The organism is Cognatundibacterium rivi (assembly GCF_018139565.1).
Classification (GTDB): Bacteria; Pseudomonadota; Gammaproteobacteria; order Burkholderiales; family Burkholderiaceae_D; genus Undibacterium; species Undibacterium rivi.
This window is the reverse complement of the sequence record NZ_JAGSPK010000006.1, coordinates 136,919-152,276: the sequence shown is the minus strand read 5'-3', so window position 1 is coordinate 152,276 and position 15,358 is coordinate 136,919. Positions and strand designations below refer to the sequence as shown.

The following is a 15,358-nucleotide window of genomic DNA, read 5'->3' as shown; positions in this document are numbered from 1 at the left end:
CGAAACTGATTCAGCACCACAATTCATGTTGTAAAGTCAGGTGCCAGCCTCGCTTTGCGCTTACCACGGGCTGATGTATGTTGAGTCATGTTTTGCTGATACCGCTGCTTTATTCTTGTTTCACTACTGGATTCGTATGTCTGCGCATAAATTTTCTGTTCGTCACTTGTCCCGCTGCCTTTGCGCGTTAAGCCTGTATTCCTTCAACTTGCTCGCTAGCGTTACTCCGCTGACTGTGCAAGCACAGACCGCACCAGCCAAAATATTCAATAAGATCGAAGACCTGATACCGGAAATGACGAAAGCAGGTACAGTCGATGCCGTACTGGCAATGATGCGCCCTCCCGTCATCAAAACAAATCTGATAAAGTCCGATTATCTGCTGTTGGACTCGCCCACGATCGCGCTTGCTGGCATCATGACCATACGCATGGTCAGCGAAATACCGGGCACTGAATTTTTCATGCTGTTTAACCAGACGCCGTCAGATAAAGAGCCGATGTTCATCACCGCCGTCTCAACACCGGGCATAGGTAAAGCAGAAGCAAAAATCAAGGCAAAATTTAGTAAAAACGCCGATTTACTTCTGGTGGTCAAAGCTGGCGGGCGCTGGTACAGCGTCGCCAATGACATCAAAATTGCGACCAAATAAGCTGCCTGTTGACTACGGGGCAGGCACATCAGCTGCCCGTTTTCCTCTCAGCCCGTTGCCTTTGCCGCTTGTATTCCTCTTTCAGATCCATGAGCACAAAATTATCTTTCGATCAGTATTTACAAACCCATCACCTCGTTCCGGCTGAGGTGCTCGATAATGTCCGCCTGCTTCAGCTTGAGCAATTCACTCCGCTGCCGGCGCTGCTGGTACGGATGGGCGCTTTATCCGAGGAGGTGCTGTATCAGCACCTGTCAGATTACACCGGTTTGCCACTGCTGACCGATGACGAACTGCATCAGGCACAAACGACATTTCACGCCACGATCACCCAATGGGAAATTCTTCCGCATTGGTGTCAGTCACAAGGCATGATGATCTGGCATAACGAAGAAACCGGCGTCACGTGCTGCGCATCCAAAGAGCCGTTGAATGCGAGCGTGCTGGAGGTATTACGTTTAAAAGCACCAGCAGATGGAAAGCCTTTGCGGTTTGCGCTGGTGCGTCCGTCTTCGTTTGAGGCTTTCTACGCCGCACAGGAACGCCGCGAACCAAAGATGGCGATGAGCGGCGACGTCATGCATCTGCGTGAACTGGCGGAAGAAGGCCCGATTATCGAACTGGTCAATACGGTGTTATCACAGGCAGTGACACGGCGTGCTTCTGATATTCACGTCGAACCAGGCGAATATGAATTCGCGATTCGGCTGCGGGTCGACGGCGTGATGCAGGATCTGAGCCGCTTTCCGCTGGATAAATTTGACGCTACGGTTTGCCGTATCAAAATTTTGTCGCAACTCGATATCGCGGAACGCCGCCTGCCACAGGATGGCCGTATGACGGCACGCGTCAATAGCGAGGTATTTGATGTCCGTGTCTCGGTATTGCCTAGTGCGATGGGCGAATCTGTGGTGATGCGTCTGCTGCGCCAGGATCGCAAGCCTTATCATCTCGAAGATCTGGGCATGATGCCTGACCATGCCGCACTATTTAAACGCTGGATCAAGATGCCGAATGGTATTGTGCTGGTGACCGGGCCGACCGGTTCGGGTAAAACCACCACGCTCTACACGGCACTCGATATCGGGAACGATGGTTTAAATAAAATTATCACGGTTGAAGACCCGGTTGAATATCGTCTGCAAGGTATCTCGCAAGTACAGGTGAATGCGGATATAGGCTTTACTTTTGCATCCGCTCTTCGCTCTATCCTGCGACATGATCCTGACGTAGTGCTGATCGGTGAGATCCGCGATCAGGAAACCGCTTCCATCGCTGTTCAATCCGCGCTGACCGGGCATCTGGTATTCTCGACGCTGCACACGAACAGCGCTGCAGGTGCTGTCACTCGTCTGATGGATATGGGCATAGAACCTTTCTTGCTGGGGTCTAGTCTGAAAGGGGTGATGGCACAACGTCTGGTACGCTGTTTATGCGAGGCCTGTGCTGTTCCCGCGGAAGTCTCACTGGAAGCGCATAAAGTGCTGCTGGAGGGCGTCAAAGAGTGGCGTGACGAACTGGTGCCGGAACCTAATTTACGCACTCCTGTGGGCTGCAAACAATGCAATCACACTGGTTTTTCTGGACGAGTGGCGATCTATGAGTTATTCGAAATTGACGAAACGGTACAGCATCAGATTCTGACCCAGGTCAGTGAAGCGGACATCATTCATTATCTGCGCAGTAAAAAGATCCGCTCTTTGCGGGATGATGGCATGCTGAAAGTGTGGCAAGGTATCACCACAGTGGATGAGGTGCTAAGTTTATCAGGCTCCTGACCCCTGATCACCAGGCACAGACCAACGAACACCAGATATAACGCGGTGCAAAAAATGAGGGCAGACCTGTCATCTGGCAGATCAGCCCTTATTTATATTTACGGATCAATGCATGACTGATTCAGCCATGCATTGATATCAACTCCGTTCAGAGTGCAATACGGCGTCAACGTATTGAGCCAGGCTAACGCTTTCCATCTTCTGATACAGGTCGCGGTTAAATGATGGCGTTCCCTTCTGCATCGCTAATGCAACTTCAAGACGATCAAGCAGACGTTCCCGAACCGGATCAAACGGAACGATATTACCGGATACGCTTTGCAGGAATTCAGCATCGCGGTTATCAAAGACATTGGTGACGGTCGGAATACCTGATGCCGCAGTCTGGAATGCAATCACGCCGGGATGCGCTGAATAGATCATGGAGACCGCTGCATCGCAGGTTTTCAGGAACCTGATGTAGTCGTCTTTGCTCAGCTTGGAAATCACAAAAATCTGATTACCATTCATAGAATAAGACAGGCAGGTATCAACCGTACCAAGCAAATAGAGTTCATAACCCGTGTGTTTCGCACAGAATTGCTCAACAGTTTCCATCAGTAATTCCGGCAAATTTCTGGCGTTAAACTGCTCAGGGCGGAAATAGAAAAAAATGCGCTTATTTTTTTCCGGCACCACTTCGACCGTGTCAATACCGGGTGTTGTGACATAAACATTTTGCCGCTCAGTCAGCAGACCACGCTGCTGCAAGAATTTTTTGAGCAAGGCGCTGGAAACGATGATGTTACGCGAGCTGGCAATCGCCATTTCCGAACGGACATAGCTGGTTCCCATAGGGAAAAAACCTGCTTCAAAGTCCTGACAATAATAAATTGTACGCGGCAGGTCACCGAAAATATCGCGCGCTTTCAACAAAAGCTCACTATTGAAACTGACAATCACATTCGGCCGGACACGTAACTGGCTCAGTGCTGAATCATGAATCACTTCAATTTTGTTTGAATAACGTGCGGCCAGTTTTGGATTGAAGTGAGGTGTTGCTACCGACAACACAACTCTGTCGAACGCATCAAAAACCGGAAGAAAATCTTTAAAAAACTCGGTATACCCTGCAAAAAATAGATCGTCCTGTAAATGCGAAAAGAAGATCAGTAAAAATGGCTTATCACTTTCAGGTAACGCATGCAGATCAGGGCCATACACAGGGGATGAGCGTAGGTTTATCGGGGCGGCAAAACCCTGCGCTAGTCTTGGTCGTTGTCTGAATTGCCTCGTAAGTTGAGTGTCGCTCCACAACCGGCCTTCAAACTGACCAGATAGGCAATAGTGCACATAACCACAAGGAGCGGCACCGATTTTCACCTGTTGTGCAACATCGGGGTTGACTTCAAGATAGAATTTTTCGTCAAAATCAATCTCACTTTGCTGACCCGATGCCAATAGAGCCGCCTGTTCAATAAACTGACTAAGATTCATCGATGTCCGGTAAGACGACTTTTGGTAAGCCCTGGAATACTGCGACTTTTGTGATCTGGTCAGTGCCGGTGCGCTTCCGGTATACAGCACTTCTGCGTTCTCGTGAGTTTCCAGCAAATTCTGTGTATGTTGCTGCATGAACTGCTGTAACTGCTCACGACTTTGAATGTCGAGAATCCTGTCCGCAAACTGCGGGTGCATCGCCTTTAAGGCGATTTTCATCCATTCAAAACCGGCTTTCTCGGCACACAAGAAATAAAAACGTTCAATGACGTGACCCAGTGTCCCGTCAATTTGCCCCGCCTCTTCAGGAAAGTCCTCAAAAGTCAGATGAATGTCCAACAGAGGTTTCAAGGCAGCAGAACGTGCCCAGAACATCGAGCCGGAAGGAAAATCAACTGCACCATCCAAAGACAAAGGAATGCCGAGGCGATGACCAAATTGTTTCGCAATTTCAAAATTCCAGCCCCAGCCAACGTAGGGTCGGATGTCTTCCAGATGTTGTGGCGCAATCATGCCCAGCCGCGGGTTGGTTCTGAAAGCTTCAAACACACTGTCCACTGTTTTTGGCGTACCGATCAGTGTGTCAAGCAAAAATGAACGCCAGCCATTTTCATGACCGCGATGTGGTGATTTTTTAGTATGTACATGCAGGATATACTCGTATTGATCGTAGACGTCCCTGCAACTGATCAGTTTAGGTGCAATGTCCCTGCCTCTGTTCTGAGCAATCCGGACTTCGACTTTGCCTTTGGTCCAGTCAGAAAAGAACGCATCAATGATAGTTTTCTTTTCTACTGTATCTGTCGTGATATACAAATCAAACGGAAAAAGAATATTCGAAAAATAATCTGCAAATTCTTCCGCCAGATCAGGGTAGTACATGTGGCAAACCACTGCCAGTGATGGCGTATTTTCCCATGGAGCAATATCATACTGCAAAGGCATGGCAACGCTGTGATCATCTACCGGAGGTGAAAAATGCGGGCCAGCCGCAGCAGCAACAGGAATAACTTGCGCTTGTTTGCGTGTTCGGGCAACTTCAGCCCAGCCAGAAATAGGTTTGGTGAGCAAAATTTTGCTGACCATGTAAAACCGGTGTAACCAGACATGCAGAAACCATCGTGGTTTTTGCGGGATTTTTCTTGCAAGAAATCTTAATGGTGACGTCAGTTTCCAGCTGCTGGAGTTAACGACTGAATGCAATATCTGCTGGGTATTCTGCAACTCGGCATTTAACTGCGCTAACGCACTGATTTTTTCTTCGACAAGAATGCGTTGGCTTTCAAGAGATTTGTGCTGACTTTCTATGACGTCTATTTGCTCATGAATCAAGGCCTGTCGCTGAGCTAAGTCATTTTCCAGAGCGTTCAGCTGCTTCCCGGTGTCTCTCAGATGTGCTTCAAGCGTATCCGCTCTCTGCTCTACCAGCGTGATATGCCGTTGCTGTGCTTGTGCCTGATCTTGCAACGTACGGATGCTGCGCTTGGCGATCTCGAACTGCCGCTGCGTTTCATAAAGTGCCGCAGCGTCAACGGAAGTATTGCGCTTGGTCGCACTGACCACAAACTGGAATGCCATTGCATTCGGCATACGTAAGATGGTATCGCGTAACTCTGGCGTCAGTTGATTCCAGTACTCTGAAAATTCCGGATGATCAGCGCCCGCTTCAACGCTATCAAAATGTCCGACGACAAATCCCTGCTCTTTTAATATGTCGCGCAAGCTTTGCTCGGTAAAAAAATGGACGTGAGTACGATCCAGCAAACCCGTATCACGATATTGAAAACTCCCCTGCATCAGGCCGGCGATCACGCCACCGTGAGCAATATTTGGAGTAGAAACGATCAGGGTTGCGTTTTCATTCATCAAACCACGAACCCGGGATAAGCATTTACCGGGATCACGCAGATGCTCCAGAACATCTGCGGCAATCACCACGTCAAATTTAGGTTGGTCCTTCAGCAACGCCACCCATTGATCATCGTCGAGGTCAACTTCGTAGACTTGTGTACAAATTTTACGCGCAGCCTCTGCAGCCTCTGCGTCCATTTCCAGACCAACGACTTCGCAGCCACGATCCACTAATATCTTTGACATGTGGCCGGAATAACAACCTAACTCGAGTACCCGCTTATCCATACCGGCAAGGCGTACCACCCTGGAGGCAATCCCTTCAGATTCCACATCAAATTGATATTCGTATTGATTCATTTTTGTGTCTTTTTTTCGTACCTGAACCAGCAACAGTGCCAACGATTTCGCGGCTTTACTCATTCAAATATCTGTACATTCAGTTGTGCTTCAGCTTATTCCTGTGCGCGAGATCATCCATCTGCGCGGAAAGCATGTTTCTCAATTCAATTATTTCAAGTTCAACCGCAGAAAATGTACTTTCATTTTCCGGATGTGCATGATCAAACGCATCAGGCTGGCGTACAGATGACCGATGCCAGCCTGTGCGGTTTAACTTCTACGCTGATACCAGGAATTCGCGTCATCCCACCTTCGATTACCTGATGTTATACGCCGTGTTACTGACAACTTTTTGACAGCAGCAAGAAATATCCACGCACATATTGAATTCGGCAATTACAGCTGTCGGCTCCACTGGATTAACTGCTGCCTGAGAGCATCCCGGAATCCAAATGCACGGTCTTTACGCGCGATCAGCACTGAATCATGCCAGCAATTGTTGTCATTGTCATACTGTGGCAAATCTTCCCATTGAGTGTAAGACTCTACCACGCTCAGTTTCGCATATTTTGCCAGTGCACTGAAACCATCGGGATAGAAACGCCAGCAATCGACAGGATAGCGATGTTCGAAACCACCAGATGGCGCGATTATGCAACATAAGCCACCCGGTTTCAGCACGCGCGCGATTTCCAGCATTGTGATCCAGAAAAACTCCACATGTTCGAACGCCTGACCAGAAATAATAACGTCTGCTGAATTTGATTTAATTTGTTTCCAGTCGTAAGGGTCTGTCAGAACGATATCGACATTTTTACCTTCGACCATGTCGCATCCCTGATACTTCCATAGCGGCTGATCGCTGAAAATCGACTTATAACTGCCGTTGACTTCCTGGCTACCGATGTCAAGAATCTGCAATGCAGTATTAGTCCGGGACTCAAGATATTTCTCCCGGAACGCCCGCATTTTATCCATTGAGCTGATATGCATTGCTCTTACCTTTTCGTATATTATTAATTGAGGTTAACTGTTCTGAGCACAATACTCTGCATGGGTATGCCGACCAGACCCGTCGCCACATAGGTGGACTCAGATCGTAAAATCATGGCGTCATGCATCCACTCAAGTTGAGTATGGTTTTCATTCGAACCCGCTGCAATCGCCACACAGACGGAGTAATCGCCTTTGGGCAAGATCGGCATAATGAATTCAAATTCCGCTTCAATCAGGGTATTGGCTTCCGCCGATAACGGCGTATCCTGATAACTCAGATAAGTATTGTCACCAAACAAAATCTGACCCAGTTTATCTTTGATATAAAAACCGAGAATCGGCGAATAAATCTCGGTTGCCAGCATCGCTTTCATGCGGAAGGTAACAGGTTCACCACCAACGATCCAATTCAGTGGCTGACCTTCCTGATCAAAAAATTCAACAGAATGAATCGCCGCATCGCGTGTGCCGAAACTAGCTGCCTTCTCATCAAACTCAAACAGGCGGATGTCATTTCTCAGGTTGCTCTGGTTAATCCAGTCAGCTCTCGCGTCACGCCGTTGTGCTGGCAATATCGGTGCAGACGTCGCCGTTGGCCGCATTCTGGTTGTCGTGCTGCGCCCTTGCACCGATTCATAGAACGCTTGCAAATAGCGTTCAGAAACATCTTTCGCCGTTCCCAGCAATTGCATCTGGCCTTTTTCCAGCCAGATCGCATGTTCACATAAGCTTTTTACGGCAGCGGTGTCATGACTGACAAATAAAATCGTGCCGGTTTCCATGAAGTTACGTAAAAAGCGCATGCATTTCTGCGTAAAGAATGCATCGCCGACAGCGAGCGCCTCATCAATGACCAGTATATCGGCATCCACGTGGGCGATCACCGCAAACGCGACACGGACAAACATCCCGCTGGAGTACGTTTTAACTGGCTGCTCGATAAATTCACCGATTTCGGCAAACGCAATGATGTCGTCGATACGTTCATCAATTTGTTCTCTGCTCAGCCCCAATAACTGGCCGTTCATATAGATATTTTCACGCCCGGTGTATTCCGGGTTAAAACCGGAACCGAGCTCCAGCAAAGCAGCCACACGCCCGCGAATATCTACACTGCCATGTGTCGGATTTAAGGTCCCGCACAATATCTGTAACAGGGTACTTTTGCCGGAACCGTTGCGTCCGATGATGCCGAAAGCGCCGCCTTTTTTTAATTCAAAACTGACGTCATGCAAAGCCCAGTACTGACGTGAACATGCATGTGCCTTTTGCAGCAAGGACTGTTTTAATGTGGCGATTGGACAGAGTCGGGCAGCCAATGAAAACAGCCCCTGTTTCAGCCGGTCATTAGGTTGATCATAAATCTGATAACACTTGCTGACGTTGTGAACTTTAATGATCGTTTCAGATGACATCAGCAAATCCCCGGCGTGTCTTCTGAAAAGAAACAAAACCTGCCCATGCCACCACCATTGTCATTAATAAGTAGATTCCCCATTCTGCCCAGTCCGGAGTTTTCCCCCATACCAGCACATCCCGCGCCATTTCAATCGGAAACACCATAGGATTCAGCCGCGCCAACCCCTGCCATTTTTCAGGAATGGCAGATAAAGGAAAAAAGACCGGCGATAAGAACATCAAGCCGGTCACTAGCAAACCTATGGTCTGCCCGACATCACGAATGAACACTCCCAGTGCCGACAAAAACCATGAAATACCCAGACACAGCAGTGCCAATGGTAAAACGGCAAAAGGTAAGAGCAACACTGTCCACGGCAGATACGTATTCATGATCAACTGAAACAGAAGTAACACCGCCGTACTGACAAGCATATGAAACATCGCTGAAAACAAACTCACGCAAGCGAGAATTTCCAGAGGAAACACAATTTTTTTGACAAAATTGGCGTTACTGACAATCAGCGTCGGAGCGCGATTAATGATCTCCGAAAAAAGATTGAACATAATCATTCCGGAAAATAACGCGATGGCAAATTCGGCTTTCGACTGACTGGCGGAAGTCCAACGTGCCCGGAAGATTTCGCTAAATACGAAGGTGTAAATAGCAAGCATAAACACCGGGGTCAATAACGACCATATAATGCCCAACCTCGACCCTTTGTATTTACCTAAGGCATCGCGGCCAGCCATATCCAGAATTAACTGCCGATGCTGCCACAAGGATTGAATTGCATAAAAAGGGGAAATGGGATTTTTTGTCATTAGCTTTGTGATCGCCCTTAGCGTGAATAGGTGAGGTGCTCAAACAGTGGGCAGGCGCTATTATAATGCCAAAGCGTTTAGTAATCTTCAGCTTAGGGTCTCAAAATCGAGAGATAGCGGCAAGCAAAGTTACATTGTGAAATGTGCTGTATCCCGTGAATTTTTCCTTACTTACAACGTTACACGCATACTTTCAGCTATGAATTTTTGCAAAGGTATTTAAAAAAATGGCATACAAAATACAAACAAAACAATGAATTAAATTATACAAATTTGTGTAGTCTGAATGACAGATAGAGCACCGAATGCTGAGTAAGGCAAAATCAGAAAATAAAAAACTTGCGCTTCATCGGTGCCTCTAATTTTTAAATTTACCTATTTACGCCTCCAAATCATGACCAAAATCGTTTCCGCCAATTTAAACGGCGTTCGCTCTGCAGCAAAAAAAGGCTTTTTCGAATGGATGGGGAAAGAAAGCCCGGATGTCGTTTGCGTGCAGGAATTGAAGGCGCAGGCACTGGATATGACGGCGGATTTTCTGAATCCGCACGGTTATCACGGACACTTTCACTATGCTGAAAAGAAAGGCTATTCCGGGGCTGGCGTGTATAGCAAGAAAAAACCTGACGCGGTACATATCGGGTTTGGCAGTGCAGAATTTGACCCTGAAGGCCGCTACGTACGGTGTGATTTTGACGATATTTCTGTCATCTCTGTTTACTGCCCTTCGGGATCGTCGTCACCGGAAAGACAGGAAGCAAAATTCCGCTTTATGGATGAATTTTTTCCGCATCTGGCAACGCTGATGGCTGAAGGCCGGGAACTGGTGATTTGCGGCGACTGGAATATCGCTCACAAGGAAATCGATTTAAAAAACTGGAAGAGCAATCAAAAGAACTCTGGTTTTTTACCTGAAGAGCGCGCGTGGCTGACGCGCTTATTGGACGAGCAAGGTTGGGTCGATGTTTATCGCCGCCTGCATCCGGATACGACTGGTGAAGCCTACACCTGGTGGAGCAATCGCGGTCAGGCCTGGGCGAATAACGTTGGTTGGCGGATTGACTATCATGTCGCAACACCCGGCATAGCAGCGAAAGCACACACGGCGTCCATTTACAAAGAACAGCGCTTTTCTGACCACTCACCACTGATTATCAGCTACGCTTAATTCGTTAGTCCCAATAAAAAAGCGGGTTTCCAGCCATTTTTAATTGGAAACCCGCACAGATATTAAGAGAAGACGTTTAAATTTCTCACAACGTTTTCATCGTTAGTCGTTCAACTAACGACGCTGCACCCTATCCAGCTGCACATCGGTAATGCGCTCTCCGCGCTCGCGAATATACGATTCAAACGCATCCAGATCGCGTCCGATCAGTTGCCTGTCGGTTCCCTGCTTCAGCACGCTGAAGCCATCGCCGCCATCAGCCAGAAAATTATTCACGACCACTTTGTATTGCTGCGTCAAATCCAGTGCTTTACCTTTGATCTTAACGTCGCCGATACGCTGCTCTATCGCCGCAGCAGGATTCCAGACATAGCTGAGACCATGCGAGACAAACAGCTTTTTAGGCTCGTCTGCAGGACGGCCACCGGCCCACTGCTGCTGCAACACCTGTAGTAATTGGGCGCCCGTCAATGTCATTCGCACGATGTTATTTCCAAATGGCTGCACCGCATACAAATCACCAAACGTGACGTTAATTGGTGTTTTCTGACTGCCGGATGGCAAATCACTGCGAATCCCGCCTGCATTCATCAAGGAAATGTCAGCACCGCCATGATGCTGCGCATAGTGCAGTTGCGCGTCAGCAATAATGTTACCTAGTGCGCTGTCGAAACGACCGGCCTCACTCGACCGCGATAATGCTTTGTCTATCGTCACTACCGGACGCTGACGCAAAGCCGCCGTTTGCGTCGTCACTTTATCCACCAATAGCTGCGCCGCTGCATCGGCTTTAATCTGCTGCTGATCAATCAGGTGATTGACCGCAACCGCGTTCACCACGGTGTTGGTGTTGCGGTCTATCGTCAGTGTGGACTCTGTCAAAAACGCGCCATAGCTGCGACCTTGCACGACCAGCCGACCATCAATCTTGCATGTGTAACCTTGATGTGAATGGCCGGAGACAACCAACGATATGGCTTTATCGAGCTTTTTAGTGATATCGATCATCGGTCCTTGCAGACCTTCACAGCGATAACTCGGATCGGTTTCAGCACCTTTGTAGCTTGCGCCTTCATGAATCAGGGCAACAATCGCATTCACGCCTTGCTTTTGCAACTCAGGCACATAACGGTTAATGGATGCAGCCTCATCATCAAAGCGCAGGCGTTTGATCGCATCACCAGCCACCAGATTAGGCACATCGGCAGTTACCGCACCGATAAAGCCCACCTTCACATCGCCCACCTGACGTATCACATACGGCGTCAGCCAGGGTGTGCTACTGCCTTGCTCATACACATTCGCCCCCAGATACGCATATCTGGCACCGTGAAAATCCGCGTACGCGCAACCAGAGGAAGCACATTCGCCTTTGATTTTGCGCATCAGATCAGCCGTGCCGGAATCGAATTCGTGATTACCGACAGCCGTCACCGTCAGGTCAAGCTGATTCAAGGCTTCGATCACTGGTTCGTCTTTCAGCAACGCCGAGCCCATAGGAGAGGCGCCCATCAAATCACCGCTCCCGACCAGTATGCTGGACGGCACCGCTGCGCGACGCTCTTTCAACTTCGCTGCCAGATAAGCATAACCACCAGCCGGAACAGTTAACGTTTTACCCGGATTAGCAGCATCTGCCTTACTTGCCAGATAAGGTACCGGCTGATCAGACTGCAAATTGCCGTGAAAATCGTTGATACTGAAGATCGTGATGTTGCTGAGTCCTGCGTTCTTGTCTGACGTTGTCGAGCAACCGCCGATGGCGACAAGAACAGCAAGGCTGATAAGTTTGAATTTATTCATATATTTGCCACTGTCAAATAAAAAAGGCCCGCAACAAGAAATCGTTGCAGGCCTGAATTGTCTTCGCAGTTCCCGATCAAATTGATGGAAACTGCGCATTCATCCAATTAGAAATCGCCCGAGAATGTGACGGATGTGAAACGTGGTGCGCCGAGGTAATAGAACACGCCTGCAGCAGCATTTACTTTAGATTGAGAAGATGGATTGCGATACTTCTCATTAAAGAGATTACTGATGCTCAAACGCAAGGTTGGTTTTTTGATCCAGCTTGTGTTCGGGAATTGATATCCGGCATCAAAACCAACCAAAGTGTATGCAGGTACTTCTTCGTCATTCACCAGGGTTGCTTGTTGTGAGCTGGTGTATTTCGTTTTCAGACGCGCATACCATACAGCTGTTTCGTATTGCGCGCTCAAGCCCGCTTTCCATTCAGGTGTCAAAGGCATTTTCTTACCTGCTGTCGGCTGAGTCAGTGTTTTGCTAACGACCAGATTGTCTTTGATTTCGCTGTTTGCATAACCAACGGAACCGTAGAACGACCAGCCATTAACCGGAGTATTACCGAGTTCCAATTCAAAACCTTGAGTTTTGACTTTACCCACATTGCTCAGACTGCTGGTGTTGGAAATCGGATCATAAGCAGTCGCCTGACGATCACGGAAATCAACGGAATATACCGTCGCTTGCGCTGTCAGTTTATCGCTCTGATGACGATAACCGATGTCGAGGTTATAAGAAGTTTCAGCCTTGACATCCACTGGCAAAACTGCGACACCGTTCACAACAGCCAAGTTAGAGTACACAAAGTTTGGTGGTACCTTCATGTTCTTTGCCAGACTTGCGAAAACCTGATTGCTATTATCGATCTGATAGCGGGCACCCAGCTGTGGTAATACTTCAGAGTATGATTTCTCAATATTATAAGGAGTAGCCCAGCCTTCGCTTGCATAGTTAGTGAAGTCACGTTTCATCGTTGGTACACGAACACCAACGTTGACAGACAATTTGTCGTTCATCAGGCTGATGGTATCTTGTGCAAAGAACTGGTAAGCAGTACTAATTGTTTTCCAATCACGGCTCTGGAATGGTGTTCCATTCGGGCGATTGATACGGCCATCTTTCAGCCAGATATCGGCCGCATTACCGTTGGCATCAACAGCGACCATAGGGCCAAATTGCTCGTGCGTTGCACGTTCATACCAGAAACCAGCCAATACCTGATGAATGTCAAATGTATGAGTGACAGAAGCAGTAATACCAGGACGGTTTGTACGCGTGACGCTGCTATTGGCAACAATCACTTTATCCAGTGTATCGCCATCACCGTTCAAATCAACACCTGCGGTATTTTTTCCGGTCACTGGATTCAGGAATGCAGATTCAGTTTGCAAGCGTTGTTGATTACCGCCCGTACCGTAGCCATACCAGTAGTAAGGAATAATTTTCACATCCGTGTTTTCACCAATGCGGAATTTTGCAGTTGCAGAGGCAATCACGTTTTCAAACGGATTTTTTGTCAACTGATAGTAAGCATCGGCAAACGCTGGATTTGCATCGCTACCGGCTTTACCCGGTGTCGGAGGTACGTGACCAGTGAATGTAGTAGCGTAATCGTAGTAGTAACCATTTTTTGCCAGATCAGCCAGATTGAATGTACTGATGTTCTGGTTAATTGCACGGTTATACAGAATGGTACCGCTGACAGAATTGAATTTATCAAAATCTGTACGGAAGCCGAAATCGACGTGATCACGTTTTGCCTCGCCTTCGCCTTTCCATTTATCAGCTTGCGCATGAGAGTAGGAAATAAACAGACGGGAACGGTTATCCGACAACATACCTGTATCGTAACGCAGATAAGTTTTAGACAGATTCAGACCACCAACAGTTTGCATGACGCGGAAACGCTTCTCTTTGGAAGGGTCGCATGTCGTAATACCAAAGTTACCGCCAGTTGCGCCGATTTGTGGAGAATCAACGTCGGTAGAGCCTTGTGTGACGAACTGGGTGCAGGTATTTTCCTGATCCACAAACTCTTGTGGATACACTGAGAAACTACCGGAATCATTAACAGGTACGCCATTGATTGTTGCACCGATCTGGTCGCTGTTAAAGCCGCGCAGAGTCAGGCCACCACCGAACAAACCAGTTGCGTCGTAGTTGTAGCTATTAACCGCAGGCATCAGTTCCAGCGCTTCATACGCATTACCGGTAGGACGTTGTTTTGCCAGTTCTTCTGCAGTAATGGTACTGCGTGCTTTTGGCGCATTTTCCTGAACCATCAAACCCATACCGACTTTTTTGCCGGTAATTGTTACTTGTGTTGAGCTTGTTTGTTCGTTGCTGACTTCCTGTGCTTGCGCGGTGGAAATACCCATGCACGCCAACTGGCATGCGATCGCGACCATCGACAAACGTGATGGAAACGCTGAAGGCTTCGTAGATTGTTTCATTGACTGCTCCCGGATCAAATTACGGTAAATAAAATAAAATTGCGCTGAACCCTGTTCATCATCTCAAGCTTTTAACACCGCTTGATGACATCTCCATCACCACACTTTAGTGCCAACACGCTGGCTTTATAAAAACTTCAACCTGCAACCACGATACAAAAAGCTGACTAGCAACAATGTCATGCATTTTTTATGCCTGATTTCAACACGCAATCGATTGCGACCGCTGAAAAACATAAATCGGCTGACACGCAAACGATTGCTCTTTTGATTTTAAAAAAACAGACACCAAGTTCTATCGTCTATTTTTATATGACACTGTTGATTTTTGTGTGCTGACCGGACAAGTAAATTCGAGTGAATCAGCTGTATATTGATATGTGAAAATAGTCTATCACATAATTTTTTCAACATTACAAAGTGTTACACCCAATTGTGAAAGGACGATGACATCGTGGTTTTCCATGCATGAAAATGTCACAAATGCACAACAGATGTGCTTTTTTTGGCAAATCTGCTTAATTTGGGTGAGATCTGCGAAATTTTTATTTTTGACGTGTCTGGACAGAAACTTTTCTTTCAAATGAAGAAAAATCCCGGCAGTGGAGAACGG

10 protein-coding genes are annotated in these 15,358 nt (G+C 47.7%); 4 read left to right on the top strand and 6 right to left on the bottom strand.

Features of this window, described 5'->3' with window-relative positions:
- Positions 1–136 precede the first annotated feature (136 nt).
- Together KDM87_RS15700 and KDM87_RS15695 are read left to right on the top strand one after the other, a co-directional pair.
- Positions 137–652, top strand: coding sequence for a hypothetical protein (locus KDM87_RS15700; protein ID WP_212680047.1), 516 nt, complete (start codon positions 137–139; stop codon positions 650–652).
- An 89-nt stretch (positions 653–741) separates the two neighbouring features.
- Complete coding sequence (locus KDM87_RS15695) at positions 742–2,430, top strand: GspE/PulE family protein (RefSeq protein WP_212680045.1); 1,689 nt, start codon at positions 742–744, stop codon at positions 2,428–2,430.
- Positions 2,431–2,568: 138 nt separating this feature from the next.
- On the opposite strand, the gene KDM87_RS15690 is transcribed toward KDM87_RS15695, so the two are convergent.
- Complete coding sequence (locus KDM87_RS15690) at positions 2,569–6,183, bottom strand: rhamnosyltransferase WsaF family glycosyltransferase (protein WP_212680043.1); 3,615 nt, start codon at positions 6,181–6,183, stop codon at positions 2,569–2,571.
- A gap of 111 nt (positions 6,184–6,294) precedes the next feature.
- Between KDM87_RS15690 and KDM87_RS17900 the strand changes: the two genes are divergently transcribed.
- A complete protein-coding gene (locus tag KDM87_RS17900; RefSeq protein WP_268977601.1) occupies positions 6,295–6,426 on the top strand; it encodes a hypothetical protein in 132 nt (43 codons plus the stop codon).
- Between the two features lie 72 nt (positions 6,427–6,498).
- On the opposite strand, the gene KDM87_RS15685 is transcribed toward KDM87_RS17900, so the two are convergent.
- The 3 genes from KDM87_RS15685 to KDM87_RS15675 are packed head-to-tail and all read right to left on the bottom strand — an operon-like array spanning position 6,499 to position 9,321.
- A complete protein-coding gene (locus KDM87_RS15685) occupies positions 6,499–7,095 on the bottom strand; it encodes a methyltransferase domain-containing protein (protein ID WP_212680041.1) in 597 nt (198 codons plus the stop codon).
- A 23-nt stretch (positions 7,096–7,118) separates the two neighbouring features.
- Positions 7,119–8,513: an ABC transporter ATP-binding protein gene (locus KDM87_RS15680; protein ID WP_212680039.1), complete on the bottom strand. Its 1,395-nt coding sequence runs from the start codon at positions 8,511–8,513 to the stop codon at positions 7,119–7,121.
- A complete protein-coding gene (locus KDM87_RS15675) occupies positions 8,503–9,321 on the bottom strand; it encodes an ABC transporter permease (RefSeq protein ID WP_212680037.1) in 819 nt (272 codons plus the stop codon). The genes KDM87_RS15680 and KDM87_RS15675 overlap by 11 nt, the downstream gene beginning before the upstream one ends.
- A gap of 394 nt (positions 9,322–9,715) precedes the next feature.
- On the opposite strand from KDM87_RS15675, the gene KDM87_RS15670 reads away from it, so the two are divergent.
- Entirely contained in the window at positions 9,716–10,489 is a 774-nt protein-coding gene (locus tag KDM87_RS15670; RefSeq protein ID WP_212680035.1) for an exodeoxyribonuclease III, read from the top strand.
- Positions 10,490–10,603: 114 nt separating this feature from the next.
- Here KDM87_RS15670 and KDM87_RS15665 read toward each other — a convergent pair whose 3' ends face one another.
- A complete protein-coding gene (locus KDM87_RS15665) occupies positions 10,604–12,292 on the bottom strand; it encodes a bifunctional metallophosphatase/5'-nucleotidase (protein WP_212680033.1) in 1,689 nt (562 codons plus the stop codon).
- A gap of 107 nt (positions 12,293–12,399) precedes the next feature.
- Positions 12,400–14,745 carry a TonB-dependent receptor gene (locus KDM87_RS15660; RefSeq protein ID WP_212680031.1) on the bottom strand — a complete coding sequence of 782 codons (2,346 nt, stop codon included), beginning with the start codon at positions 14,743–14,745 and terminating at the stop codon, positions 12,400–12,402.
- Positions 14,746–15,358 lie beyond the last annotated feature (613 nt).

Excerpts from the sequence above, each read along its gene's own strand:
- KDM87_RS15665 (WP_212680033.1), bottom strand. The coding sequence starts at position 12,292 with ATGAATAAATTCAAACTTATCAGCCTTGCTGTTCTTGTCGCCATCGGC.
- KDM87_RS15695 (WP_212680045.1), top strand. The coding sequence starts at position 742 with ATGAGCACAAAATTATCTTTCGATCAGTATTTACAAACCCATCACCTC.
- KDM87_RS15670 (WP_212680035.1), top strand. The coding sequence starts at position 9,716 with ATGACCAAAATCGTTTCCGCCAATTTAAACGGCGTTCGCTCTGCAGCA.
- KDM87_RS15685 (WP_212680041.1), bottom strand. The coding sequence starts at position 7,095 with ATGCATATCAGCTCAATGGATAAAATGCGGGCGTTCCGGGAGAAATAT.
- KDM87_RS15660 (WP_212680031.1), bottom strand. The coding sequence starts at position 14,745 with ATGAAACAATCTACGAAGCCTTCAGCGTTTCCATCACGTTTGTCGATG.
- KDM87_RS17900 (WP_268977601.1), top strand. The coding sequence starts at position 6,295 with ATGTACTTTCATTTTCCGGATGTGCATGATCAAACGCATCAGGCTGGC.
- KDM87_RS15700 (WP_212680047.1), top strand. The coding sequence starts at position 137 with ATGTCTGCGCATAAATTTTCTGTTCGTCACTTGTCCCGCTGCCTTTGC.
- KDM87_RS15690 (WP_212680043.1), bottom strand. The coding sequence starts at position 6,183 with ATGAGTAAAGCCGCGAAATCGTTGGCACTGTTGCTGGTTCAGGTACGA.
- KDM87_RS15680 (WP_212680039.1), bottom strand. The coding sequence starts at position 8,513 with ATGTCATCTGAAACGATCATTAAAGTTCACAACGTCAGCAAGTGTTAT.
- KDM87_RS15675 (WP_212680037.1), bottom strand. The coding sequence starts at position 9,321 with ATGACAAAAAATCCCATTTCCCCTTTTTATGCAATTCAATCCTTGTGG.